At 37.4% G+C, this 26,449-nt stretch carries 24 protein-coding genes and 3 tRNA genes; 9 read left to right on the top strand and 18 right to left on the bottom strand.

Annotated elements, in window-relative coordinates; all coding sequences use genetic code 11:
* Positions 1–57: 57 nt before the first annotated feature.
* The 4 genes from bshC to NHE85_RS01285 all read right to left on the bottom strand — a co-directional run bounded on the left by bshC (position 58) and on the right by NHE85_RS01285 (position 2,849).
* A complete protein-coding gene (bshC, locus tag NHE85_RS01300; RefSeq protein WP_252808940.1) occupies positions 58–1,647 on the bottom strand; it encodes a bacillithiol biosynthesis cysteine-adding enzyme BshC in 1,590 nt (529 codons plus the stop codon).
* A 60-nt stretch (positions 1,648–1,707) separates the two neighbouring features.
* Complete coding sequence (locus tag NHE85_RS01295) at positions 1,708–2,052, bottom strand: hypothetical protein (RefSeq protein ID WP_252808938.1); 345 nt, start codon at positions 2,050–2,052, stop codon at positions 1,708–1,710.
* The gene (locus NHE85_RS01290; protein WP_252808937.1) at positions 2,052–2,507 is read right to left on the bottom strand and encodes a hypothetical protein; all 456 of its coding nucleotides are present in this window, start codon (positions 2,505–2,507) and stop codon (positions 2,052–2,054) included. The genes NHE85_RS01295 and NHE85_RS01290 overlap by 1 nt, the downstream gene beginning before the upstream one ends.
* Positions 2,508–2,570: 63 nt before the next feature.
* Complete coding sequence (locus tag NHE85_RS01285) at positions 2,571–2,849, bottom strand: hypothetical protein (RefSeq protein ID WP_252808936.1); 279 nt, start codon at positions 2,847–2,849, stop codon at positions 2,571–2,573.
* A gap of 215 nt (positions 2,850–3,064) precedes the next feature.
* Here NHE85_RS01285 and NHE85_RS01280 point away from each other — a divergent pair, with 215 nt between their 5' ends.
* Positions 3,065–5,266, top strand: coding sequence for a radical SAM protein (locus tag NHE85_RS01280; RefSeq protein WP_252808935.1), 2,202 nt, complete (start codon positions 3,065–3,067; stop codon positions 5,264–5,266).
* A 1-nt stretch (position 5,267) separates the two neighbouring features.
* Here NHE85_RS01280 and NHE85_RS01275 read toward each other — a convergent pair whose 3' ends face one another.
* The 4 genes from NHE85_RS01275 to NHE85_RS01260 all read right to left on the bottom strand — a co-directional run bounded on the left by NHE85_RS01275 (position 5,268) and on the right by NHE85_RS01260 (position 9,921).
* Positions 5,268–5,654, bottom strand: a complete 387-nt coding sequence (locus NHE85_RS01275; protein ID WP_252808934.1) for a hypothetical protein — start codon at positions 5,652–5,654, stop codon at positions 5,268–5,270.
* Between the two features lie 78 nt (positions 5,655–5,732).
* Positions 5,733–7,061 (bottom strand): 30S ribosomal protein S12 methylthiotransferase RimO, encoded by a 1,329-nt coding sequence (gene rimO, locus NHE85_RS01270; RefSeq protein WP_252808933.1) that lies wholly within the window; start codon positions 7,059–7,061, stop codon positions 5,733–5,735.
* 168 nt (positions 7,062–7,229) lie between these two features.
* Positions 7,230–8,747 (bottom strand): OmpP1/FadL family transporter, encoded by a 1,518-nt coding sequence (locus tag NHE85_RS01265; protein WP_252808932.1) that lies wholly within the window; start codon positions 8,745–8,747, stop codon positions 7,230–7,232.
* Positions 8,748–8,811: 64 nt separating this feature from the next.
* Positions 8,812–9,921 (bottom strand): hypothetical protein, encoded by a 1,110-nt coding sequence (locus NHE85_RS01260; RefSeq protein ID WP_252808931.1) that lies wholly within the window; start codon positions 9,919–9,921, stop codon positions 8,812–8,814.
* Positions 9,922–10,024: 103 nt separating this feature from the next.
* Here NHE85_RS01260 and proS point away from each other — a divergent pair, with 103 nt between their 5' ends.
* The 4 genes from proS (at position 10,025) to rpsT (ending at position 12,032) form a co-directional block, all read left to right on the top strand.
* Positions 10,025–11,497 carry a proline--tRNA ligase gene (gene proS / locus NHE85_RS01255; protein ID WP_252808929.1) on the top strand — a complete coding sequence of 491 codons (1,473 nt, stop codon included), beginning with the start codon at positions 10,025–10,027 and terminating at the stop codon, positions 11,495–11,497.
* Positions 11,498–11,576: 79 nt separating this feature from the next.
* Positions 11,577–11,648, top strand: a tRNA-Glu gene (locus NHE85_RS01250).
* A 22-nt stretch (positions 11,649–11,670) separates the two neighbouring features.
* Positions 11,671–11,742, top strand: a tRNA-Glu gene (locus NHE85_RS01245).
* A 35-nt stretch (positions 11,743–11,777) separates the two neighbouring features.
* Positions 11,778–12,032, top strand: coding sequence for a 30S ribosomal protein S20 (gene rpsT, locus NHE85_RS01240; RefSeq protein ID WP_252808927.1), 255 nt, complete (start codon positions 11,778–11,780; stop codon positions 12,030–12,032).
* 101 nt (positions 12,033–12,133) lie between these two features.
* Here rpsT and NHE85_RS01235 read toward each other — a convergent pair whose 3' ends face one another.
* Both NHE85_RS01235 and NHE85_RS01230 read right to left on the bottom strand, forming a co-directional pair.
* Positions 12,134–13,051 (bottom strand): phytanoyl-CoA dioxygenase family protein, encoded by a 918-nt coding sequence (locus NHE85_RS01235; protein ID WP_252808925.1) that lies wholly within the window; start codon positions 13,049–13,051, stop codon positions 12,134–12,136.
* A gap of 68 nt (positions 13,052–13,119) precedes the next feature.
* Positions 13,120–13,815 (bottom strand): VIT family protein, encoded by a 696-nt coding sequence (locus NHE85_RS01230; protein WP_252808923.1) that lies wholly within the window; start codon positions 13,813–13,815, stop codon positions 13,120–13,122.
* 227 nt (positions 13,816–14,042) lie between these two features.
* Between NHE85_RS01230 and katG the strand changes: the two genes are divergently transcribed.
* Complete coding sequence (katG, locus tag NHE85_RS01225) at positions 14,043–16,316, top strand: catalase/peroxidase HPI (RefSeq protein WP_252808921.1); 2,274 nt, start codon at positions 14,043–14,045, stop codon at positions 16,314–16,316.
* A 49-nt stretch (positions 16,317–16,365) separates the two neighbouring features.
* Here the strand turns inward: katG and NHE85_RS01220 are convergent, their stop codons facing one another.
* Entirely contained in the window at positions 16,366–17,361 is a 996-nt protein-coding gene (locus NHE85_RS01220; protein ID WP_252808919.1) for a GlxA family transcriptional regulator, read from the bottom strand.
* A gap of 226 nt (positions 17,362–17,587) precedes the next feature.
* Here NHE85_RS01220 and NHE85_RS01215 point away from each other — a divergent pair, with 226 nt between their 5' ends.
* Positions 17,588–18,508 (top strand): SRPBCC domain-containing protein, encoded by a 921-nt coding sequence (locus NHE85_RS01215; protein WP_252808917.1) that lies wholly within the window; start codon positions 17,588–17,590, stop codon positions 18,506–18,508.
* A gap of 40 nt (positions 18,509–18,548) precedes the next feature.
* Here the strand turns inward: NHE85_RS01215 and NHE85_RS01210 are convergent, their stop codons facing one another.
* From NHE85_RS01210 to NHE85_RS01195, 4 genes are all read right to left on the bottom strand, one after another.
* Complete coding sequence (locus NHE85_RS01210; RefSeq protein WP_252808915.1) at positions 18,549–19,712, bottom strand: NAD(P)/FAD-dependent oxidoreductase; 1,164 nt, start codon at positions 19,710–19,712, stop codon at positions 18,549–18,551.
* 28 nt (positions 19,713–19,740) lie between these two features.
* Positions 19,741–20,496 (bottom strand): AraC family transcriptional regulator, encoded by a 756-nt coding sequence (locus tag NHE85_RS01205; RefSeq protein ID WP_252808913.1) that lies wholly within the window; start codon positions 20,494–20,496, stop codon positions 19,741–19,743.
* 29 nt (positions 20,497–20,525) lie between these two features.
* Positions 20,526–21,446 carry an AraC family transcriptional regulator gene (locus NHE85_RS01200; protein WP_252808910.1) on the bottom strand — a complete coding sequence of 307 codons (921 nt, stop codon included), beginning with the start codon at positions 21,444–21,446 and terminating at the stop codon, positions 20,526–20,528.
* A gap of 84 nt (positions 21,447–21,530) precedes the next feature.
* Positions 21,531–22,379 (bottom strand): SDR family NAD(P)-dependent oxidoreductase, encoded by an 849-nt coding sequence (locus NHE85_RS01195; RefSeq protein WP_252808908.1) that lies wholly within the window; start codon positions 22,377–22,379, stop codon positions 21,531–21,533.
* Positions 22,380–22,662: 283 nt separating this feature from the next.
* Between NHE85_RS01195 and NHE85_RS01190 the strand changes: the two genes are divergently transcribed.
* Positions 22,663–24,096: a hypothetical protein gene (locus NHE85_RS01190; protein WP_252808907.1), complete on the top strand. Its 1,434-nt coding sequence runs from the start codon at positions 22,663–22,665 to the stop codon at positions 24,094–24,096.
* A gap of 191 nt (positions 24,097–24,287) precedes the next feature.
* Here the strand turns inward: NHE85_RS01190 and NHE85_RS01185 are convergent, their stop codons facing one another.
* Positions 24,288–24,851: an outer membrane beta-barrel protein gene (locus NHE85_RS01185; protein WP_252808905.1), complete on the bottom strand. Its 564-nt coding sequence runs from the start codon at positions 24,849–24,851 to the stop codon at positions 24,288–24,290.
* 70 nt (positions 24,852–24,921) lie between these two features.
* The gene (locus NHE85_RS01180; RefSeq protein ID WP_252808898.1) at positions 24,922–25,494 is read right to left on the bottom strand and encodes a dihydrofolate reductase family protein; all 573 of its coding nucleotides are present in this window, start codon (positions 25,492–25,494) and stop codon (positions 24,922–24,924) included.
* A 400-nt stretch (positions 25,495–25,894) separates the two neighbouring features.
* On the opposite strand from NHE85_RS01180, the gene NHE85_RS01175 reads away from it, so the two are divergent.
* Positions 25,895–26,242 carry a nuclear transport factor 2 family protein gene (locus tag NHE85_RS01175; protein ID WP_252808897.1) on the top strand — a complete coding sequence of 116 codons (348 nt, stop codon included), beginning with the start codon at positions 25,895–25,897 and terminating at the stop codon, positions 26,240–26,242.
* Positions 26,243–26,336: 94 nt separating this feature from the next.
* On the opposite strand, the gene NHE85_RS01170 is transcribed toward NHE85_RS01175, so the two are convergent.
* Positions 26,337–26,418, bottom strand: a tRNA-Leu gene (locus tag NHE85_RS01170).
* Positions 26,419–26,449 lie beyond the last annotated feature (31 nt).

Below are 26,449 nucleotides of genomic sequence, written 5' to 3'. Positions count from 1 at the left end.
AAAGTAGTGGTTTTTAACCAAATAATTTTAATAAACCGTTAATGTTTTTGTCTTTTTTCACAGCACAATAACATTAAATTCATGTTCAAGCGGTTTTAGTTTATTAAATAATTCAGCAATAAGCTTACCATCAAATTCAAGATAAAATTCGGAAAAGTTAGCTTTACGTTCCTGCAGGCTCCGGTTAGGGAAAATTTCATTTTGTATTTGTACTATACGATCCAATTGTTCTTTGTGGCTTCGTTTTTCAGCTTTAAGCAGGCGTTTCTCAAGGTTTTCAAGCCCTTTTAGCTGCTTTACTTCCTGCGCCTTTACTGCTCCTTTAAATGAAGCATCGGTTTTTGCTGCGATTGCTGTCAGTGTTTCAAATTGCTTTTTAAGAAATTCTTTCTGTTCTGTAAAATCTAATTTAAATTCTGAGAAAGATTGAATTTTCGCGTTAAGCAAATCCTGCTGTTTAGAAAACATATCTGCCCAGGTCAGTCCAAGCTTATCCAGTTTGTCAGCTTGTTTTTGCGTTGCCAGCACAACTGAATTTCGCAATAGCAGTATCGGGAAGGTTACGTTAGCTGAGTTGAAGTACGATTTCAACTCCAGCCAGTACGCCAGTTCTCCTCCTCCGCCTATATAGCAAAGATTGGGCAATATTACTTCCTCGTATAAAGGACGCATAATAACATTAGGACTAAACTTTTCAGGGTTTGATTTCAAAAGTGCTAAAATTTCGTGTTCGGAGAATTTTAAGTCGGTATTATTAATATAATAAATACCTTCCTGCAAAATAATGCGCTCTCTAATATTGTCTTCTATATAAAACAGATTAATCTCACGCGGATTTACCTGTATGTTATAGTCTTTAAGCAACTCTGCTGTTTCAGCTACTTTTTGATGTGATGTCTGATGAAGCAATTCTTCTTTTACATGTGGAGCAAACTGCCTTTTTAGATCGGCATCATCTCCATCTAAAATTACCAGTCCTTCCGTCCCAAAAATCTCGTTGGCAAGGTATCGGGTAGCATCAGCAAGATTGTCATGTTTCAGATAGGCTTTTTCAAATAATTCTTTCAGCCAATCGGCATTGTTGCCAACACCAATTTCTTTCTCAAAAACGTCAAGCACAGCATCAAGTCCGTTTGTAGAAAGCCTCCCTACAGGGCCTGTACTTTCACGGCTCCACTTTATTTTTTTATCCTTAAAATTAAAGTAGTTTATTTCTTCAAAATCATGGTCTTCGGTAGCCATCCAGTACACAGGAACAAAATCCTGGCCGGGATAGGCTTCTTTAAGCTCCCTGCTAAGATTAATTGCCGAAACAATTTTGTACAAAAAGTATAGCGGCCCGGTAAATAAGTTAAGCTGATGCCCGGTAGTAATAGTATACGTTTCGGGTTCGGCAAGCAGTTTTATATTTTGCTGCGTATATGCAGAAGCATTTATGTTTTTATATTGGCTGTTAAGCACTTTAACCAGCGTATTGCGAAACTCGGGGTTATAGTTGTTACGCTTTTCATCCATTTGCAGCTTGAAATTATCTACAGCAGGAAAACGGTTGTAAAGTGGTTTCAGCGCATCTTTCTGGTTAAGGTAGTCGTTTACAAGCGGCGTAAAATATCCTGAACTCTGAAAGCTGATACAGTCTGATGGCATTGTGGTAATTTATTTTATGTAAAAGTAAGGAAAATTGATTAGTAAATATCCTGCCTTTATTTATAAAACCACATCAATAATATCTTTTACGGCTTTGTATAAAACATCTAAAGCAGCGTTAGAAGCCCTTTGCGCAATAGCTTTAGATATTATGGCTATGGCATGCAATTCAGCTTCAAAAATCAATTTTTCATCTTCAAGCCTTGACTTTAGCTTTTCCAGTGCCAGATCGCCTGAAATAACCAGTTCAGCCAGTAGTTCAAGCCTTTCTTTACGACGCTGCAAAAACTCATTAGCGGTAGATTTTACTTCATCCCAATTGTCATCTACCACGCCTTTAACGGCGCTTAACATATTGGCAAGCACTTCGTTTATGTCAAAAATAGGTTGGTCTGTATTGCTCATTATTCGGGAGGGTTAGTTGCTATTTGTTTTCCTCTTTCGGCAGACAGCATTGCGAAAAACAGATCATCAAATGTTTTACGGTTCAGTTTAATTAAGCCATCGCTTAAGGTGTCATCTTTGTGATGCTCCTCTTTATATTTTCTCCATAATTGCAACGTGATTTCACAAATTCGGATAGAATGTTCATTAAGCGGTTTCACTTTGTTTTTCATTAAAAGTGAATTCAGTTCCACTTCAAAATTAATATAGTCTTTCTGATAGAGAAGATAATCTCTTGATTCGCTCTCAAGCATATTCAGGTAAAAGCGGTCTATTTCTTTGGCTGTAGTTTCAATTTGCTGTACTATGCCATCGTCATAAGGGGGTACCAGCTGTACCTTACACGATATAAAGGACAGGCTTATTAGCAACAGGCTGAAAAGTGAAACGGCTCTATGTTTTAGCTGGCTTGACATTAGGTATTGGTTTTTTTATAAAATTAATAAAAAACACATTAATAAAGGTTTGTAAACAGCATTTTATTGATTAAGAGTAGTTTCCCAAATTTCCATAAGGCCAAGAAAATTGCTGTAAGCATATTCTGTATTGGGATATTCAATGATTATTTCATCTTCAATATCAATTAATTCGTAGGCTCTTCTTTCAGGATTATAGATGTATTCTTTTCTGCCGGAAAGTAATATTTTAATTTGATTTGGAGCAAGCTTAATTTCGGTAAATCCTTCGCTGTTTATGCATATGCCTTTTATCCTGCTTAATTCTACCAGCGTGCCGTTTAGATTAATTATTTTCTTCATAATTGATTAGGGGGTTTGGAGCGGCAAATATAATAAAAATCTTACTTGATGTTTGGTTTGTAATTGATTAGGTGCATTTTGTGATTAAACTTAGGGAAAAACAATTAGTTGTTTTCTGAATAATGGCTATTGATGAGCAGCAAATAAGCAAATTTTATTCACTGTTCAAATCCCAAAAATATGCCTTATTTTTGCACTCTTAAACCCTGATTGTTTTGCAAACCAAAGCTTTTTTAATAACACCGCCTTTTACCCAGCTTAACACGCCATATCCGGCGACAGCCTACTTAAAGGGCTTTCTTAATACTAAAGGTATTGCCTCGTTTCAGGCCGACCTTGGTATTGAAGTAATTTTAAAGCTATTTTCAAAACAAGGGCTTATAGCTCTATTTTCCAGGATTGAAGCTAACAATCAGCAGTCAATAAGTCCTAACTCACAACGTATTATTGCGCTTAAAGATGAGTACCTTAAAACAATAGATGCTGTTATGCTTTTCCTGCAGGGTAAAAACCCTACGCTTGCGCATCTTATTTGCAGTGAAGATTTTTTACCCTACGCTTCGCGTTTTGCACAACTCGAGGAACTTGACTGGGCATTTGGGTCTATGGGTACGCAGGATAAGGCAAAGCATCTTGCTACATTATATCTTGAAGATATATCTGACCTTATTGTGGAATGTATCGACTCGAATTTTGGGTTTAGCCGTTATGCCGAAAGGTTAGGGCGTTCGGCCAATTCGTTTGATGAATTGTATCAAAGTCTGCAACAGCCTTATACTTATATTGATGAATTGCTTTTAGAGCTTTTACATCAGCGCATGATTGAAGTTAATCCTCAGCTTGTTGGTTTTTCTGTACCCTTTCCAGGGAATTTATATGCTGCTTTCAGAAGCGCACAATACATAAAGCAACATTTTCCGGATGTAAAAATTACTATGGGAGGTGGTTTTCCTAATACAGAATTACGTTCGTTGAGAGATGCCCGCGTAATGGAGTTTTTTGATTTTATAACGCTTGATGATGGCGAAGCTCCTGTGGAATGCCTTCTAGAACATATAGAAGGGAAAAGAAGTATTGAACAGTTAAAAAGAACATTTGCACTGGTTGATGGTGCGGTAAAATATATTGATAATTCGGACTGTAAAGACTACAAGCAGGCAGAAGTAGGTACGCCTGATTATTCCGATTTATTGCTGGATGATTACATATCGGTTATTGAAATTGTAAACCCAATGCACCGTATGTGGAGTGATGGCCGATGGAATAAACTTACTATGGCGCATGGCTGTTACTGGGGTAAGTGTACATTTTGCGACATCTCTCTTGATTATATAAAAATTTACGAGCCTGTTGCTGCACGTTTGCTATGCGACCGTATGGAGGAACTGATACTGCAAACAGGTCAAAATGGTTTCCATTTTGTAGATGAAGCAGCACCTCCGGCATTGATGCGCGAATTAGCATTAGAAATTTTACGCCGTAATCTTGCTGTAACATGGTGGACTAACATTCGTTTTGAAAAGAGTTTTACTGCCGATTTATGCCGACTGCTTAAAGCATCGGGCTGTATAGCTGTTTCGGGCGGACTCGAAGTAGCGTCGGACAGGTTGCTGGATCTGATTCAAAAAGGTGTAACCGTTGCGCAGGTGGCCAGAGTAACACGCAATTTTACCGAAGCCGGTGTTATGATACACGCTTACCTTATGTATGGGTTTCCTACCCAAACGGCCCAGGAAACTATAGATTCGCTTGAAATGGTACGTCAGATGTTTGAAACCGGAATACTGCAATCAGGATTCTGGCATCAGTTTGCTATGACAGCGCATAGCCCTGTGGGTATGTATCCTGAGAAATTTGGTGTGCTAAAGGAAAATGACACTTTAGGGAGTTTTGCCAATAATGATATTGTACATATAGATAAAACAGGAACTAATCATGATAAATTCAGTTTTGGACTGAAAAAATCGCTGTTTAACTACATGCATGGTATCTGTTTTGACTATCCGTTACAGGACTGGTTCGAATTCAAAGTGCCCCGTACAAAAGTGCCTGATGATTATATTTATAATGTGTTGCAGGAAGATGATAGCTTTACTACTAAGCCTACTGCTAAAGTAGTATGGATAGGAGGGAAGCCTTCGGTATCTTATTTTACCAAAACTAAAAAGGGTAACAGCTTTGAAATGGCTTCGCTAACTTTTCACGATAAAAAAGAGAGTTACACCATTCAGGCAGGGCAGGAGCAAGGGGAATGGCTTGCTGCTTTTTTAGAAAAAATAGCTGTAAGTGCAAACGGAGTAACAACTTTTGCGCAGGCTATGAAAAATTATGAAGATGCCGGACTTGAAAATTTCGAACTGCTTTGGTATAGTAAACCCGTAAACACTTTACGTGAATACGGGCTTTTGGTATTATAGTTTAAAGCTTTTTAGCTTCCTCCATTTTAGTATATTTCTCTCCTTGTTCTTTAGATAAGAGTGGCATTACTTTTTTATATATCCTTTGTGATATCTCTCTTGTTTTATCTCTTTTTTCAAGATCAGACATGTCGGTTGCTTCATTAATCGCCATTATGGCGTCTTTTTCATCAGACATTATGCTTTTTACTGCTGCCTTCTGAAAATCATCCAGTTTAAGCTCTTTGGCAAGATAATCGGTAGATTCCTGAATAAAATCTATTTTTTCAGCTTTCCCGCGACTGCGTTTGTATTGTCCCTGACCTATTCTACGGTCAACCTGTGCCGAAGCTGCAGTTGTAAAAAGCGCTGCAAATAAAAGGAAAATGTAGGATGCTTTCAGTTTCATAAACTATAAGTATATAAAGTCAAACGTAATAAAATTATAGCAAAAAAGCTAAAGTTTTGAGGCTTTAGCTTTTCAATATTAATTTAGTGATAAATCTGCCGGAACACCATATAAGTCAAACTCTGTGGCATCGGTAATTTTAATATTTACAAACTCACCAGTTTTAAGATAAGCAAGCGAAGCATCTATAAGTACTTCATTATCTACATCCGGGCTATCAAACTCTGTACGCGCTACAAAATGAGCGCCCTCCTTACGGTCTATAATACAACGGAAAGTCTGGCCTATTTTTTCCTGGTTCAGTTCCCACGAAATCTGTGACTGAATTTCCATTATCTCGTTAGCACGCTGTTGTTTTACTTCGGCAGGTACATCATCCTCAAGCAGGTAAGCATGGGTGTTTTCTTCATGAGAGTAGGTAAAACAACCTAAACGCTCAAAACGCATTTCTTCAACCCAGTTTTTAAGTATCTGGAAATCTTCTTCCGTTTCGCCGGGATAGCCAACAATAAGAGTAGTTCTTATTGTCATTCCGGGTACTGCTTCTCTAAACTCTTTAAGCAACTTTGTTGTTTTCTCCTGAGTAGTACCGCGACGCATAGATTTTAATATGTTATCGCTTATATGCTGCAAAGGGATATCTATATAGTTGCATATTTTAGGTTCACGCTTCATTAGATCAAGCACATCCATAGGGAAGCCTGAAGGGAATGCATAATGAAGACGGATCCATTCTATACCTTCTACTTTTGCAAGGTTTTCAAGCAATTCAGCAAGGTTACGTTTTTTATAAAGGTCAAGGCCATAATAAGTAAGATCCTGTGCAATAAGTATAAGCTCTTTAACGCCGTCGCGAGCTAGGCCCTCTGCTTCTTTAACCAGTTTTTCTATAGGCTGCGAAACATGCTTGCCACGCATAAGCGGAATAGCACAAAAACTACACGGACGGTCGCATCCTTCGGCAATTTTAAGATAAGCATAGTTTTTTGGCGTAGTGGTAAGGCGTTCGCCAAGAAGCTCGTGCTTATAATCTGCGCCAAGGGCTTTCAGTAGTCCCGGTAACTCTGTAGTACCAAAATACTCATCTATATTAGGTATCTCTCTTTGTAAGTCCGGTTTATAACGTTCAGATAGGCATCCGGTAACAAATACCTTATCTACAAGGCCCTGTTCTTTTTTGTCAGCATAATTCAATATCATGTTTACCGACTCTTCCTTTGCATTATCAATAAAACCGCATGTATTGATAACTATAATGTTACCTTCTTCTTCAGCAGGTGCTTCGTGAGTTACATCTTTACCGCTTGCCCTTAGCTGCCCCATAAGTACTTCACTATCGTAAACGTTCTTAGAACATCCGAGGGTTATTACATTGATCTTATTTTTCTTTAACGATTTGGTTCTCATGTAGTTGAAATTGGAGTGCAAAATTAAGCAATTATTTGGTTTGTTAGGGATTTATATAATAAAGTTTGAGGTTAAAGTTGTAGTAACTGAATATATCAGGACGCTAAACATAAAAAAGCCTTCCTTATTTCTAAAGAAGGCTTTTTCCTTTATAACAAGATGAAAGAGTTATAAATCTATAGTATAAGATAAAGTTACGTTGTTATTAGTGCTTTTAATACCTGGCGCATCTGTTAAACCTGTACTGAATAGCGGAGTAGCATATTTTCGCTGATACCAGGAGTAGGCAAGGTCAAGCCTTGATGCTCCAAAAGAATAACCTAAACCACCGGATGCTCCGTTTAGATCGCCAATTGTAGTGCCGTTCTTATAAGGGCTCTGCTCATATCGGTAACCACCCCTTAGGCTGAATTTTTTTATACGGTATTCTGCACCAACTCTTACAGTACTGGCAACATCAAGCGTACTACTTAACTGGCTGTTAACCATTCCGTAGCCTGAGCTGGTATATTTTGTATTGCTATAATCCTTAATACTGTAATCAACACTTATTAATCCGTTTTTGCCAAATATATAGGCTAAGCTTCCTGTCCATTTTGAAGGGTTTTTAACAGTGTAATCATCAAAAACAAAAGTAGTATTAGGGTCAAAAACAAAAGTATCCGCAGAATTGTTAGCTTCGCATTGAGGACAGTAGGATGATATTCTTTGGGTAATCTCGTTTTGAAGCCTCATCCAGGTAGGAGATTCATAAGCTACACCTGCACGCAATGATTCGGTAATTTTATAAATTGCACCCAGGTTAAGCGAAAAACCGCCTCCATAGGTGTAACGTTCATTGTCAAACCGTATAGACTGCATACCGGTTGACAAGGGATTGTTTACATCTTCATAAAAACGCTGTGTTTCAATATAATCGGTAAAATGGATATTTAAATTACCACCTACATACAGCCTGTTTTTTAACTGTGCCGAAAAATTAAGTGCTACTTTACCATTATATCCGGTTGTATTAATATAGTTTTCGTGGTAGTAATTTCCTGTAGAAGGTACATTACTAACATAAGCCGGGCCCACATTATTATTGTTAGGGTTAAATAGATATGCATTATAACCTAAAAATGCCTGTTGGTCATTATAATTAAGATCTTCGTAATAAGCATTATTAAGGGTATTAAGCGATATTGGGCCTTCGTTAATCCCGTTAGCGTAGTTTAAAAAGTACTGGTCTATTGAATTATTTGGATTTATACCCCTGCTATACGTTGTATTGTGAAAGCTGTTAGTGTTCTCATAATCAAAAGCAAGCGCAAATTTTCTCATAAATGCATTCTCATTACTATTATTAAAAACAAAAACAGCACCTAGCTGATTAAGGTCAAGGCTGTTGTCGTTTTTTCTTTGAGAAGTGCCAAAGTATTTTGCATCATTGCTGATATTATAACTGGATAAGGAAGCGGTACCGGAATTATAATTGAATATAGCAGAACCTGCCGGGTTAACATGTATAGCCGAAAGATCTCCTCCTACAGCACCAAAAGCCCCGCTCATAGCTCTGAATCGGGCTGTACCTGTAAGATTATCGGTAGTATATCGTACTGCGTTTTCGGCAGTGTTAAGACTTTGCTGTGCGTAAGTTGAAGCTGCCATAAGTGCTATCGCAGCGGTAAGTATATGCTTTCTCATAACGTAATTTTATTTTATACAGTAATCCCCATGCTGTTTTATAAGAACATGGGGACTGATATTTTTATCCTCTTCGGCCGCCTCCACCGCCACGGGAACCTCCACCGCCGCCGCCGCCGGATCTTCCTCCTCCAAAGCTGCCACCGCTGCTTCGTGTAGGTGCGCTGTAAGTCGGACTGCTGCTTCTTGAAGGTGCACTGCTCCTTGTAGGTGTGTAATTATTGTTACTTCTTGAAGGAGTATAATTATTATTACTTCTGGTAGGAGTAGAGTAAGAATTATTATTGTATCTGGACGAGTTATTGTAAGAATTTCTACTGTTGTTTACATTACGTGTAGAATATGTGCCATTGTCTCTCGTGCGGATAGTATTTACGTTTCTGCCATTTGTAAAGTTTCTGTTGCTGTTGGTAAAACTTCTGCTGCTTGCCGCAGAGCGGGAGTTCATATTTCTGCTGCTGTATCTTGCATTTGAAGCAGCTCTGCTGTTAGCATAGTAGCTGTTTCTTCCACCGTTATAATAAGCTGTAGATCGTGGATTTCTGTAATAGCTGTTGTTGCCATAGTAATAACCGCCGCCATAGTATGGGTAACCCCATCCGCCATAATAGCCTCCGTAATAAGGATAGCCCCATCCGCCGTAGCCATAACCCCATCCTATGCCAAGACCCCAACCGCCATATCCGTAGCCAAGTCCCCATCCACCGTAGTAGCCACCATAATAAGGATAACCCCAACCGCCATATCCGTAACCAAGGCCGTAATAGGGATATCCCCATCCGCCATAGCCATAACCACCGTATCCGCCATAAACATTAACGTTTACGTTGTCGGTTGTTTCACCCCATCCGGGATATGAGTTATAAGTTTCTGTTTCTACAACGGTATCATTTTCAACGGGTACGTATGGGAAATCATCCTCTAACGTGCTAAAATATGATTTGTAGTTCATATTTTGCCCTGAGTTATTGCCGTCATTATACTGTTGTACGTTACCATCATTGTAAGTATATACAGGGTTGCCATTAGCATCATGGGGTACAGAACCATAAATACCATCATTATCATAAGAGGATGTATTCTGATAAGAACTGCACGAGCTTACTGCCAAACCTAAAATTCCCAATATAGAGAAGAAGGAGATTTGACGGATATTGAAGTAATTAGTTTTCATATCGGTGCATTTTTTTATTGTTGAAGTTTCAAAAATGGTTAGTTTTGCTAAACCATATTTTGATATATAAAAGTAAAACAATATTTGTGCCAATCTATTTAAAATGAGTAAGAATTTAACTAAACGAGCAGAAGATTATTCCAAATGGTATAATGAACTGGTTGTAAAAGCAGACCTTGCTGAAAATTCAGGGGTTAGGGGATGTATGGTTATTAAGCCATACGGTTATGCAATTTGGGAAAAAATGCAGGCAGAACTTGATAAAAAGTTCAAAGAAACAGGTCATGAAAATGCTTATTTTCCTTTGTTTATACCCAAGTCTTATTTCAGCAAAGAAGCAAGCCACGTAGATGGTTTTGCAAAAGAGTGCGCAGTTGTTACTCACTACAGGCTTAAAACAGCAGAAGACGGATCTATTGAAGTAGATCCTGATGCTAAACTTGAAGAGGAGCTGATTGTAAGGCCTACATCTGAAACTATTATATGGGATACTTACAGGAAATGGATACAATCGTACCGTGACCTGCCTATACTCGTAAACCAATGGGCGAATGTAGTACGTTGGGAGATGAGGACAAGACTTTTCCTGAGAACTGCCGAGTTTCTTTGGCAGGAAGGGCATACTGCACATGCTACGCAACAGGAAGCTATTGCTGAAGCAGAGCAAATGATGAACATATATGCTGATTTTGCTGAAAACTTTATGGCTATACCGGTTATAAAAGGTGTAAAAACAGCTAACGAACGTTTTGCCGGTGCTCTTGAAACCTACTGTATTGAAGCGTTAATGCAGGATGGTAAAGCGCTTCAGGCGGGTACATCTCACTTTTTAGGACAAAACTTTGCTAAAGCATTTGATGTAAAATTTGCAACGCAAGAAGGTAAGCAGGAATATGTATGGGCTACTTCATGGGGTGTTTCTACACGCCTTATGGGAGCGCTTGTAATGACACACTCTGATGATAACGGACTTGTGCTTCCTCCTAATCTTGCACCTATACAGGTTGTTATTGTGCCTATTTATAAGGGAGATGAACAACTTGCTGCAATATCTGCAGAAGCAAAAGAACTTATGGCAAACCTTAGAAAACTGGGTATATCTGTAAAATATGACGATAGGACAACTCAGAAACCGGGATGGAAGTTTAATGAGTACGAACTCAAAGGTGTTCCGTTGCGTGTTGCCATAGGTCCGAACGACCTTGCTAACGGAACTTTTGAAGTTGCCAGGAGAGATACTTTATCAAAAGAAGTAGTTAAAAATACCGAAGTGGTAAGCTATATACAGGATACTCTTGAGCAAATGCAGTGTAATTTATTTAATAAGGCGCTGGAATACAGGGATTCGCATATTACAGAGGTAAATTCTTTTGAGGAGTTTAAAGATGTGCTTGATAATAAAGGAGGTTTTGTGGCAGCCCATTGGGACGGTACACCTGAGACCGAAGAAAAGATAAAAGAACTTACAAAAGCTACTATTCGCTGCATCGCTTTAGACAGGGTTGAAGAGGCAGGAGCCTGTGTGTTTACTGGTGCTCCGTCTGTAGGGAGGGTGCTTTTTGCAAGAGCTTATTAATTTTTTTAATTTTTTTTGTTTCGACTATTGCGCAAATAAAAAATAGTTGTATTTTTGCACCGCATTAGAGAAACAAAATGGCCCGTTCGTCTATCGGTTAGGACGCCAGGTTTTCATCCTGGTAAGGGGGGTTCGATTCCCCCACGGGCTACAAAAGAAATTTACTGTACAATGGTCCGTTCGTCTAGGGGTTAGGACGCCAGGTTTTCATCCTGGTAACAGGGGTTCGATTCCCCTACGGACTACAATAAAAACATTAACAAGTTTATAAGTTAAGAAAATGGCAAATCACAAGTCAGCATTAAAAAGAATCAGGACTAGCGAAAAGAAAAGAGTGTTGAACAAGTATCAGCACAAAACTACACGTAATGCTATCAAAGCTATACGTTTAGCTACTGTGAAGAGCGAAGCTTCAGAGAAACTTTCTTCAGTTATCTCTATGATTGACAAATTAGCGAAGAAAAATATTATTCACGCTAACAAGGCTTCAAACCTTAAATCAAAATTAACTAAGCACGTTGCTAACTTAGCATAAGCAAAGCACGCTTCTTATACAAAATATTGAGCTCCCAATAGGGAGCTTATTTGTTTTGGAATAAATTGTAAAGAATTTCGGTTAAGCATTTTGAATATGCTTTATATCCATTCGGCCGGCGTTATATAGTCATCAGGCAAGTATGTAAGGTATTGTACCATTCTGGGCACTTTCCCATTATTTGGTGATGCACAATGCGGAAGGGTATTTTGCCATATTATAAAATCACCTGCATTACCGGTTACAGGTGCAGGGTGTAAAACTTCTAAAGCTTTACTTCGTGGATTTTCGTCGGGCGATAGTTCTTTAAGCCAGCTTTCAATTTTTTTATGAAAGCCCGGTACACAATGAAAAGCCCCATCATGAGCATCACAGTCTGTAAGATACAGTAAGCCCTGAAGCCCGAAAGGTGCAGGCATTTTTAAACTTATATCCCAATGTAATGGACTGCCTTTAAAATGAAAGTTTTTGGTTTCAGGCGGATTAAAACTTACTTTATCAATAGTCTTGAATATTCTGTTTGTTTTATAAAGTTGTTCATATGCTTTTTTTATGCGTTTAGATTCCCTGTTCTTATTTAAGGCAGCATGATCAAAAAAGCTTAGCATTAATCCTTTTAAATCTTCATGTGGTTTGTACCATGAAGCACTATTATCTGGGCTCATTTTTAAAAACTCCCAAATTGCCTGTGTGGTTTCTTCACACTCCTGCTTAGAAATAGCTTCTTTTACAATAACATATCCGTTTTTATCCCAAAATTCAAGATCATCTTTAGTAAGCACATCATCTATAAACTCCCTATCATCGGCTGCAACGAACTTTTTGTTTTCTGCTATCCATGCTTTAAAGCTATCCAGGTCGGGTTTTTCAAAATAAAGATACTTTAAAGTATCTTCCATACTGATGCCCATTTTGTAAAGAGTTTCATTCTCTCTATTCCAGGCATTATTGTTGTCAGAAAAGGCTGTTTGTGGATTTAATGTTCGTCTCCAAAGGTTTTCCAGAATTGTATATGGCATTGTATTTTGGTTGTAAGGTTATTTTCAAAAATAAGAAATAACTGTTAATGCTGGATTTAGTTATAGTGCTATGTTGTTTGTACACCAAAAATATGTCCTACTAAAGCGGACATGCCCATTGCAAAAGTTCCCCAGATACAAATTCTTATAATAGATTTTACAAGATTAGACCCTCCTGCTCTTGCTGCAATAGCACCTGACAAAGCCAGAAAAACTATAGAAAACCCATATTGATAAAATATCATATTTTTTACCGGTGCAAAAAAGGCGACCAATAAAGGCAGGGCTCCTCCAACAGTAAAGGCAACTGCTGATGCAAAAGCTGTAGTTAATGGCTTAGCCTGGGTAATTTCATTAATACCCAGTTCATCCCTTGCATGGGCTTCGAGTGCATTATGTGCAGTAAGTTCTATAGCTACCTGCATTGCAAGCTCTTTGTTTAATCCTCGTTGTACATAAATGTCTGCCAGTTCTGCCAATTCAGATTCCGGCATAGTTGCCAGTTCATTTTTCTCTCTTTCAAGATCGGATGTTTCCACATCAGACTGCGAACTTACAGATACATATTCTCCTGCAGCCATAGATAAAGCCCCGGCAACAACACCTGCTATTACCGCGAGTACAATAGGATCTCTTGTGTCACTGGCTGCTGCTATACCAATAGCTAAACTTGTTGTAGACAATATACCGTCATTAGCACCTAAAACTGCAGCGCGTAACCAGCCGCTTCTGGTTATATAATGTTTTTCAACCGGTGTAGACATAATTAACAGGGATTATTAGATTATAATGCTTTTAGCAATTTAAAATATGATAGCATAAAGGTATAATTTTTAATACTATATGGCTTTAGATTACTTATTAATAGGAATTGATTATTAAGATATAGAATTAATCAATTTTATTTCTTTTTGATTATGTGCCTTAATATCATAACTTTATAATGTTTGTTTTAACATTAATAAATAATACCAACATAAATTATTACAGTATGGAAAATAATTCTAATGATATCAGTAAATGTCCATTTCATAACGGCAGTCTTAGCAATGTTGCCGGAGGTGGAACAAAAAATCATGATTGGTGGCCGAAACAATTAAAAGTAAGTTTGTTGCGGCAAAATTCTTCTTTGTCTAACCCTATGGATAAAGATTTTAATTATGCAGAAGAGTTTAAAAGCCTTGACCTTGAAGCTGTAAAAAAAGATCTTCATGATCTTATGCCGGATTCACAAGACTGGTGGCCAGCCGATTTTGGTCATTATGGGCCTTTGTTTATACGTATGGCGTGGCACAGTGCCGGTACTTACCGCGTAGGTGACGGACGCGGTGGTGCAGGAGCAGGGCAGCAGCGTTTTGCGCCACTTAACAGCTGGCCTGATAATGTTAGTCTTGATAAAGCCCGTAGATTGCTTTGGCCTATTAAACAAAAATACGGACGCAAAATATCCTGGGCAGACCTTATGATTCTTACGGGAAACGTAGCTTTAGAATCTATGGGTTTTAAAACATTTGGTTTTGCCGGAGGACGTGAAGATGTATGGGAGCCTGAGGAAGATGTTTACTGGGGAAATGAAACTACCTGGCTGGGCGGTGACCTGCGTTATGCTCATGGCTCGGAAGGTGTGGTGGAAGATCATGGTGTACTTGTTTCTGATGATGATGCCGATGGAGATAAACACAGCCGAAATCTTGAAAACCCGTTAGCAGCGGTGCAAATGGGACTTATATATGTGAATCCGGAAGGGCCGGACGGTAATCCTGATCCTATAGCAGCAGCAAAAGATATAAGAGATACTTTTGGACGTATGGCAATGAATGATGAAGAAACTGTTGCACTTATTGCAGGTGGGCATAGCTTTGGTAAAACTCACGGCGCAGCCTCTGCCGACCACGTAGGAGATGAACCTGAAGCAGCGGGGCTGGAGTCGCAGGGATTTGGATGGAGTAATAGCTATAAATCAGGTAAAGGGCCTGATACTATTACCAGCGGACTGGAAGTAACATGGACTAAAACACCTACACAGTGGAGCAATAACTTTTTCGAGAACCTGTTTGGCTTTGAATGGGAACTTACTAAAAGTCCTGCCGGAGCACATCAATGGGTAGCTAAAAATGCAGATGATATTATTCCCGATGCGTATGATAGCTCGAAAAAGCACAGACCAACCATGCTTACTACCGATCTTTCTTTAAAGTTTGATCCTGAATATGAAAAAATATCCAGACACTTTTTAGAAAATCCGGATGCCTTTGCAGATGCTTTTGCACGTGCATGGTATAAATTAACGCATCGTGACATGGGACCACGTAGCCGATACCTTGGTCCTGATGTGCCACAGGAAGAATTGCTTTGGCAGGATCCTATCCCTGCGGTTAATCATACTCTTATAAATGATACCGATGTGGCTGATCTTAAAGCTAAGATACTGTTATCAGGACTGACTGTGTCACAACTTGTTTCAACAGCCTGGGCTTCGGCATCAACATTCCGAGGGTCTGATAAAAGAGGTGGTGCTAACGGTGCCCGTATTCGTTTAGAACCTCAAAAAAGCTGGAAAGTAAATAATCCTGCCGAGCTTCAAAAAGTATTGGATGTATTAGAGAAAATTCAAAGCAACTTTAATAATTCTCAAAGCGGAGATAAAAAAGTTTCTCTTGCCGATTTAATAGTGCTTGCAGGATGTGCCGGTGTTGAAAAAGCGGCAAAAGACGCAGGTACTGAAGTGACCGTTCCTTTTACACCGGGACGTATGGATGCCTCTCAGGAACAAACCGATGTTGAATCATTCAGTTTCCTTGAGCCAAAAGCCGATGGTTTCCGTAATTACCGTAAGGATAAAAGTTCTGTTTCTACAGAAGAATGGCTTATAGATAAAGCACAACTGCTTACGCTTACAGCACCTGAACTTACAGTACTGGTAGGTGGTATGCGTGTACTTAATACCAATTATGACGGTTCTAATTATGGAGTATTTACTTCACGTCCAGGACAGCTTACTAATGATTTCTTTATTAATCTGCTAGACATGAATGTTCAGTGGAAAGCTGCATCAGACGATAAAGAAGTTTATTTAGGTAATGACCGTACTACTGGTACTATTAAATGGGCCGGTACACGTGCTGATCTTGTTTTAGGATCGAATTCAGAACTAAGGGCTGTAGCCGAGGTATATGCGAGTGCTGATGCGCAAAGTAAATTTGTAAAAGATTTTGTAGCTGCTTGGAATAAAGTAATGAATGCAGACAGATTTGATTTAGCGTAATAATAAAATTTAATAAAAGAAAAGCTCGGCATTAGCTGAGCTTTTCTTTTTAATATTCGACCATTGCCTCTTTATTATATTTTTTCTTATAGCCCAAAGGCGACATTCCTGTTATTTTTCTAAATACTTCCCTAAAGGCCTTTTCATCGGTGTAGCCCACTTCAAACATTACTTCATTAATATTTTTGCGTGTGGTTTCAAAAGCTTTCTTAGCCGATTCTATTTTTACCCTTTGCATATATTCTACAGGAGTATTTCCTGTGGCTTTAATAAATCGCCTGTCAAAATTCCTTCTTCCTACAGAAAACATTTTAGAGAGTTCTTCTATTGATATTTTTTCCTGAAAATTATCTTCAATATAATTTTGAGCTTTCTCTACTATAGTATCGCCATGTGCTTTCTGTCCTTTAAATATAGTAAACCCTGACTGTCTTTGCCTGTCTATTTCTATCTGGTAGATTTTAGAGCAATAAATAGCTGTTTCCCTATCATAATATTTTTCTATAAGATAGAGGATGAGATTTAAAAATGAATAGCCACCACCATTAGTATAGATGCCGTGTTCATCGGTTATAAGCCTGTCCGTTTTTACCAGTACTTTAGGGAACAGCTTTTTCAGCCTGTCTGCCGTATTCCAGTGAATGGAACAGCTTTTGCCATCCAGCAAACCTGTAGAAGCCAATATCATGGCTCCGCTACACATACTTGCAACTTCGGCTCCATTTTTATATTGTTTTTCAATCCAGTTTATTATCCCTATGTTTCCCTTTTCAGGCTGGGTAAAATCATGGCTTATGGCAGGAATAATAATTAAATCGGTTTGTTTTACAGATGAAATATTTATTTCAGATTTAATGGTAAGTAATCCATCGTTTATTTCAGTTTTTTCAGATGTTCCTGCCAGCTCTACCTTAAATAACTGTTCTCTCCCTGTCTCTTTCCAAAATGCGTTAGCGCGTTTAAAAATATCATAGGCGCCTATAATGCAGGCAAACGTATTAAACGAAGTTTGTGCATCGGGTATTAAGATGGTAAGATGTTTCATGACTAACAGTAAAATATTAATGAAATGATTTCCTATCCTGTTGATTTTATGTGTACTAAGCTTGTACAAAGATATTGAATAGCGTTGTCTAAATCAACCCGACACTATGTCTTATTTACACCTTTTTTAGGGGCGAATATGTCACTAATTTTGAATTTGAAGCTTCTAAACAAAATAAATAATGTATTATTAACTTAATACATTTAATCTAAAATAAAATTAAGTCATGGATAATCAGGATTTTAAAACAACTCTTATAACAGATGCATCTCCTTCTAAGGTTTATGATGCTATAAATAATGTTCGCGCATGGTGGTCGGAAAACATAAAGGGTGATACCGATAAAATAGATAGTGAATTTTTATACCACTACATTGATGTGCACAGGGCAAGAATAAAAGTTATTGAGATGATACCCAATAAAAAAGTTGTCTGGCATGTACTTGATAACTATTTTAAATTCACTAAAGATGAAACTGAATGGAAAGGCACTAAGATAGTTTTTGAAATAACAGCCAAAGATGATAAAACGGAATTGCTATTTACTCACCAGGGACTGGTGCCTGATTATGAATGTTACCAGATTTGCCATGATGCATGGACACATTATATACAGCAAAGCTTAAAAGATCTTATCGAGAAGGGTAAAGGGAGTCCAACACCTAAAGAAACCATAGAAACCAATAAGGAAGATGATTCGGTACAACAAACAACAACTAAAAGTATTTATCACAGGCTGCTTATTGAAAAACCTATAGAAACAGTTTACGGTAACCTTACCAAACAGGAAGGACTTGCCGGATGGTGGACACCTGACACTATAGCTAAACCTGAAGTTGGCAGTGTTTCACGATTTGCTTTTGGTCCCAATTACTTTAAAGAAATTAAAGTTGAAGAACTTAAACCCTATAGTAAAGTAAAATGGCTTTGCCTTAATGCTTCTGAAGAATGGGTGGACACAACCATTACTTTTGAGCTTGAACCGCATAATAAAGGATGTACACTAATGTTTCATCATGATAATTGGGCGGCATATTCGCAAGAGTTTGCTTCATGTAGTTTTGACTGGGCACTTTTTTTAAGAAGCCTTAAAATGCTGTGTGAAACAGGTAAAGGAAAGCCTTATCCGGATTTTAATAAATATTAATTAGTACAAAAGCAGCCGGATATTCCGGCTGCTTTTTTTATTATTTAAAAGCGCTAAACATATTCAGCATCTCGGTTAACGCATTTTCAGAATGCATAATTTCACCGTTTTCCAATGATTCCTGTGCTATAACAGAGGCTCTCTTACGCATATTGGTTTCATAATGTGTAATAGCTTCCTGTAGGGTACTGTTTTTATCAGAAGTAAGGCATTCACTAAGCTCCAGAGCATCAAGCATTGCCATATTAACACCTTCGCCTGCAAATGGGGGCATTACGTGTGCCGCATCGCCAAGCATGGTAAGATTAGTCAGGCTCTCCCAGTTTTGATTTAAAGGCATACAGTAAATAGGGCGGGGAATAAAAGGAGTGGCTATATTTTCAAAAAGCTCATACCAGCTCTTGTCCCATTCAGGATAGGTTTTTTTGAACCACTCTAATATATGTGCTTTATCATTACAGTCTATACTATTTACCTGAGCCCAGTTTTCATCTGTTTTTAAGCTGAGGTAAAACCCAAGGTCTCCGTTGCCTTTAAGTCCGGTAAGTACGCACTTACTATTGCCAAAAGCCATTATTTTACCGCCATTGGTTAACTTATAAATGTTTGGAGATCCTTTTTCAGCATTAGGTATGTTTACCTCTATCATGGTAATACCCGAATAAAAGGCTTTAGTATCTGTAATATAGGGACGTATTTTAGAGTTGGCTCCGTCGGCAGCTACTACAACATCTGCATAAGCCGATGTGCCGTTTTTAAAATGCAGCAGCCAGCCCTCGTTTTGCTTTTCCATCGAAACAAAATGACTATCCCATACAACAGTTTCGGGTTTTAAGGAGTCCAGTAATAACATTCGTAAAGGACCGCGATCTATTTCAGGACGGAAATACTCACTGTCAAAATCTTCTTTTATATCTGTGTCATCTTCACTAAATATAACTTGCCCCTTATTATTAGCTATGGTTAGTCTATCGGCTCCCGGGCGGTAAGCTTTCTTAAATTCTTCCAATAGGTTTGCTACACGCAGTGCTGCAAGCCCGGAATCTTTATGCAGGTCAAGAGGTGAGCCCTGTACACGCGCATGTTTATCAAAATCCCTTTCATATACTGTTACATTGGCTCCTTTTAACTGTAAGAGCCTTGCTAGTGTAAGGCCACCGGGACCGCCGCCTACAATTGCTATTTTTTTGCTGTTTAATTTCATACCATTAATTTTAATTAACGGTACAAAGTTATTTTCGTTTCAGGACTGATAATAGTACAAATCGGTCATCTTTATTTTTAGATAGTTCTTTTGGCACTACACCCGCAAACTTTTTTATTTCTTTAATAAAATGGGTTTGATCGGTAAAGTTAAGTTCGGGAAAAAGCTTTCCGTTTGCAATGTGTTCCAGTGATTTCCTGAAACGTAAAATACTACAGTATGCTTTTAAGGAAAGACCGAAGTATTGACTAAAATAGCGGTTAATTTGCCTGCTGCTCCAGGATATTTTTTCTGAAAGCTCTTTTACACTCATTTCACCTTTTGAAGAATAGATAAGATTAAAGAGATTACGTTTTCTTTCATCAACTTCCTTAGGGATAAGTTCTTTTACCTTTAGTGATATTTTTTTGTAAAAAGCGTCAAAATCATTTAGGTCATCAATACCGAAACCCCAAAAATCATTCGGGTATTCCTTTCCACTGTTCAGAAAATCAGCAATAGAAGTCTGTAAAATATATTCAACTGCAATAGGCCTAAAGCTTATAGCAAAATTTAAAGTTTTTGGAGGAACGCTCCGCTGTTCGGGTTCAGTTTCCAATCCCATAAGCGTAACATGAAAAGGCTCTGAATCTGATTTCGAAAAGAATAAATCAACCCGCCCGTCCGGCAATACAACAACGTCTTTAGGTTTATCAGACGGATTATAAAATACACCAATACTCTCCACAAAATCGGCAAGCGATTGTTCAGGCTCAATGAATTTGCAATAGAAGTTATCATCCATAATTCGTGGAACGGTATTTTTATAGTATGCTAATTAAATGACTTTCTAAATTCTAACGGTGAAAGGCTGGTTTTTGTTTTGAACAATTTGCTGAAAGACTGTGGATGTTCAAAACCCAGGGCATAAGCTACTTCGCTTACAGATAAACTGGTGGTAGATAATTTTTCTTTTGCTTTTTCTATAAGCTTATTATGTATATGCTGCTGCGCATTCTGACCTGTTAGTGAACGCAGCATGTCACTTAAATAACTGGGTGATATATTTAGTTTTTCCGAAAGAAATTGTACTGTTGGGATTCCCTGGCTTATTGCTGTTTCATTATTGAAATGATTATCCAGCAAATCTTCCAGTTTTTGCAGTAAATCATTACTTACTGCCTTGCGGGTTATAAACTGGCGTTTATAAAAACGGTTTGCATAATTAAGTAATAATTCTATCTGAGAAATAATCACATCCTGACTAAAATCGTCTATCCTGCTGTTTAATTCGGTTTCAATCAATCTAAAAATAGACATTATCGTTGCCTTTTCATCTTCCGAAAGGTGCAGTGTTTCATTAGCAGAGTAGGAGAAGAAACCATATTGCTTAACTATTTTAGCCAAAGGGTAACCTAAAAAGAAATCAGGGTGAATAAGCAAAGTATATTCAGAACACACACTGGCATCATTATCATTAGCGCCAATTAGCTGGCCGGGCGAAGCAAAGAGTAACCCTCCTTCGTCAAAATCGTAATAGTTCTGACCGTATTTTAATTTGCCGCCAAGCTTAGGTTTATAGGATATTTTATAAAAACTAAGTACATGATTTTTCGGAAGTCTCTCCGGAACAATATCATCACTTGCACCATTTATTAAGCCTATTAACGGATGCTTAGGCTTTGGAAGGCCTAAAGCATTATAAGCATCTAACAAAGAATCAAATTTATAAGGGATATCTTCTTCTTTTTTCATACTATAAATTTAGTAAAAATGATAACCAATACAAGGGGGTATATCGGTTATCATTTTTTAATCAACAATTATTCCGTTACTTATCTATACTGATTTTCCCTGAGCGGAGTTTGAAACCGTTGCCCATTCTTCCCACGTAGCCAATCTTTCCGCATAAGCTGTGCGTACCCAGGGCAGGCATTGGTCTCCTAAAAACAACCTTAATGGCGGATGCTCGGCATCAACTATTTTAAAAATAGCTTCCTGTGTTGCATTCGGGTCACCTCTTTCCATACTTTTTAAGCTGTCAAAAAACTGCTCTTTAAAATCGGTGTAAATGTCAAGTGCCGGTGCAAACTTTAATGATTCCTGACTGCCAAATTCTGTGGCATAAGCACCAGGCTCTATAATAGTTACATTAATGCCAAAAGCTTTAACTTCTGCTGCAAGGGTTTCATGTATGGCTTCAAACGCCCATTTAGACGAACAGTAATATCCAATTACGGGCAGGACAACATGGCCAAGATTACTTGACGTGCCTATTATATGTCCGCTACCTTGTTTGCGCAATAATGGTAAAGCTGCCTGAATAACAGAAAGAGCACCAAAAATATTTGTTTCATACATAGCCTTTACATCATCTGCACTTGCTTCTTCTATGGTACCGACTAATGAGTATCCTGCATTGTTGAAAACAATATCCAGCCTTCCAAAGTGATCGTGAGCTTGTGTTACGGCTGTTTTAACTTGTTCCGGTTTTGTAACATCCAGTTCAAGAGTTAATACATTTTCACCGTACTTTTCATTTAAGTCGGCTATACTTGCCATGTTACGTGCTGTAGCAGCTACTTTATCGCCACGCTTTAGTGCAGCTTCGGTCCAGACACGGCCAAAACCTCTCGAAGTACCTGTAATGAACCATACTTTACCTGATGAATTACTTTCCTGTATCATAAATTTTTAGTTTAAATTGATACTACAAAGGTCAGCAGATAGCATTAGCCGTATGTAGTCTAAATGAGGGTATTTGTAACCTAAATGAGAAAACAGGTCATAAAACAATATTCGTGTTTTAATTTTAGGAGAGTATTATTAGGTGTAAGTACGTGATTACTGAAATCAGGTATTTATACTCATATTTTCCTTTGATTAGGAGTTTACTTTTATAAGTGTAAAGGCTTTATGTTTTCAGATAAACACAAATTAAAATTTCACTTATAAATAAATACGTTTTACAATGGAAAAAGAAATGGTTAAGACCGCTGTACCAATGTTAGAATTGGCTAAATATCACCGACAAATTGAGAAGATTCAGGTAGCTGACATCAAGCCGAATCCAGATAATCAGGCGTTAATGAAATTTAATGGTTATTACACATTAAATACAGCTGAGGGAGCTTTTTTTGCAATTGATGCTAATATGCTTATTAAAAATGGATCGACAACTCCTGTTTATTTTTTAGACTTAATAGTATCGCTAGACGGAAAAACATCTAACCGATATCCGTTCACAGGAACTTTTGATGGTACAAAATTAGTACAGCCCTATGTTAATTTAGGGGGTGCGGATTTTAATTTAACCTTTACCCGTACAGATAGAAGTGAAGGAACGACTGCGACATGCTCAGGATCGATTTCACTTCAGGGAAAGTCTGCTGTAACTGTAACAGGAACAACCTATAATAATCCTATACCTTCTTCTCTTTACGTAGGTAAATATTACTTTCCAGAAAATAAAGTACAAAAGAATGTAATGAGTATTGAAGAGGATTATAAAATTTTGTATGATAATGGTAAAGACGGATTACAGCCTGTTTCAACTTATGTGTATAATTTAAATATGTATTATTTCTCGTTTGTTGATGGTTCCGATTCTGTAAGCTTAATTATGGGTACTGCCGCAGAAAAAGGTTTTGCCTGCAATAATATGATTGTTGACAAAGCATCAAATACTGTAAATACGAGGTCTTTATTGACGATACCAACCGCTACAATGGCTCCATTTGAATTGAATGACATTACCGGAAATGCATTGGCTGGGTTTAGTGGCTATTATCCACTTAAATCGCTTGATAATACTCAGTCTGTTGCTTCTACATCATCTCTTACATCACTTGCTTTTTTATCAGTTCAGGCACAATATGTAACCGCAAACGAAGCAAAAGATTATGATGTTTACCAGGTAATGATTAGTGTTTCATTGGATGGTGTTACCTCTAAAGGATACTATTTTGATCCGAAAACAATGACATTTGAAAATAATACATTGACGATGAAGAATGAGTCAATAACTTTAACATTTAACCGTGAATATAATTCTGAGAATGACTCTCTGGTTACTATAACCGGCAGTATCATGGGGCATAAGGTAACAGGTTATACACTTTTTAATCCGGTTCCTTTAACTGTATTTGGCGGTGTTACTATGACTAATAAGCAAGGCGATACATTAACAGTAACAAACAATAACCAGGTTATTTATAATGGTGTTACCATGAATAGTATTATTTATGTTCCGCTTATGTATATTTTGGCTTACCCCATAATCGATACAACAACCGTGATGTCATTTGGTACTGATGGTCTTAAAGGTAATACCTGTATTATTACCAATAATTTATCGGGTACTCCGGTAACTTCTGTTGTTTATGCTATTCCGGACGCAAATTAATTAGTACAGCATAACTGACTTTTATATCGCAGGTCTTTTAATTGACCTGTAAATATAATAGACTAAAAAAAGCCTGTAGAATCATTGATTTTACAGGCTTTAATTTTATACTGTGTAACTCAAGAAAAATATAAATAAATTTAATCAAGTATTATAACTGGTAGTAGCCAAATTAAAATTGTTACATGATTTTATTCTATTGGAAAAGAAAATCCAAGTGCTGCTGCTCCCGAGAACTGATCAACAGAATTATGGTAATAGTAGGAGAATTTAACATCAAAATTATTTTTGCGGTCTAATGCCAATCCTAATGTGAAAGGAACGTGTAAAAGCACCCCATTTTTTTTCAGGTCGGTATATTCTGTATGGGTTTCAAATGAGCCGGCAGACATACCAATACCTAATTCGACGAATGGCGCAACGTAGGGGATAGGAGCGGTAAGACGAAATTTTGCTCCCAGTAAAGCTGCGTTAGATTTAATTCTCAATTCAGGCATTTCTTGTTCTTCAGATTCGCCTGATGCTACAACTACGCCTACATATGGTCTTACACCTATCCAGCTATTAAAGTTCAAAACATATTCGGCCTGTGCATAAAATCCAGACCCATCTATTTCAGATTCGTCAGAGGGTGCACATATTCCTATTCCTATGGAGGCATTTATATACTCACCTTTTTTTATTTGCGCATAAACAGGATTAAATAATATACCTGAAAATAGAATGACAATAAAGTAAAAACAAAGTTTGTTCATTTGAAGTATTTTTAGCGCGCAAACTTACTATTTATTGCTTTAATTCTGTTTACTCGATAAGTATTTATTATTACTGCCTGTCTACTATGTAGTTCAATTCAGTTACTCCACAGGTAAATTGCTTTGTAGTCAATAAATTCAGTTTTATTTTGTCTTTGATATCTTTAAATAATGGAATCCCTTGTCCAAGAATTATAGGATTAACAAACAGCCAGAATCCGTCAATTAAATTGTTTTGAATAAGTGAATGTGTTGCTTTCGGGCTGCCAAAAAGTAAGATGTCTTTACCAGTCTGTTGTTTTATTTCATTTATTCTGTCCGTAAGATTGCCGCTAATAATTGTTGTGTTATCTAAGTCCATGCCTTTCATTGTTTTTGATAAAACAACTTTATGAACTTTACTATACCACTGTGAGTGTTCAATATCATGCTTGGTAGCGGTAGGTTTGTCTGCTGCTGTAGGCCAGTAATTTTCCATCATCTCGTAAGTTACCCGCCCATATAATGAAGTGTCACCTTCGCTTATACGTTTACCTACATGATCAAAAATTTCTTCGTCAACTTTTATCCAGTCCATTTCTCCGTTCGGTCCTGCTACAAAGCCGTCAAGCGATATATGCATAAATGAAATTATTTTTCTCATAGTTTCTATATTTTAATTTGTTGTTGGTTAGGTAAAAATTTTATCAAAAGTATGCTATCTGATTTTTATATAAACGTGCATTAAAGACAATTGTAAGGGGATAACGCGACAATTTTATTATAGAGTTCTATTAATGGCATGGCCTATTACTAGTATTTGATTTTCAACTACATCTATTTTTTCCATTTTTACGATTAGTATTAAAACAAAAGGTTTTCCATTTAAATTTACTACAGTTCATATTGCTATATAAGGGGAATGTTTCAAATTTGTACTCAATATCTATTATAAAAACAAACTCTTAGATTTAGTTATAAATTCCTCGATTGATATATACAACTAACAATAGAAATCCAGACTTTTACATTCTGATTATAAAAAAAATAAAAGACCTTTATTAATGACTCATTTTGAAAATTTAATCAAAAAAGCCTATGCGGCTTTTAATTTAAGAGATATAGATACGGCACTTTCAACTTTTCACCCGGAAGTTCAATGGCCAAAAGCCTTTGAAGGCGGTTATGTAAGTGGACACGATGCAATAAGAGGATATTGGACACGACAATGGACGGAAATAAACCCAACTGTTGAACCCATCGGATTTAATCAACGATCAAATGGCGCATTTGAAGTGACTGTTCATCAAATTGTGAGAGACCTGCAAGGAAATTCAATTTTTGATGGGCAAGTAAAACACATCTATACCTTAGAGGCCGACTTGTTAAGAAGAATGGATATTGAAATTTAATTATTAGTCTGAAGCATAATTATGATAAATATTAAAATGCATGAACTAAAAAAGCCTTCAAAATCATTGATTTTGAAGGCTTTAAATTTTTCTGTGACCTCGATGGGATTCGAACCCATACGCCTTGCAGCACCACCCCCTCAAGATGGCGAGTCTACCAATTTCTCCACGAGGCCTTAGTATAAACAAAAAAAGTTAAGCATTAGC

The organism is Flavobacterium sp. NRK1 (genome assembly GCF_024054175.1).
In the GTDB taxonomy this organism is placed as follows: Bacteria; Bacteroidota; Bacteroidia; order Flavobacteriales; family Flavobacteriaceae; genus Flavobacterium.
Note: the sequence above shows the minus strand (reverse complement) of the source record. Positions and strands in the feature narration are given on the sequence as shown.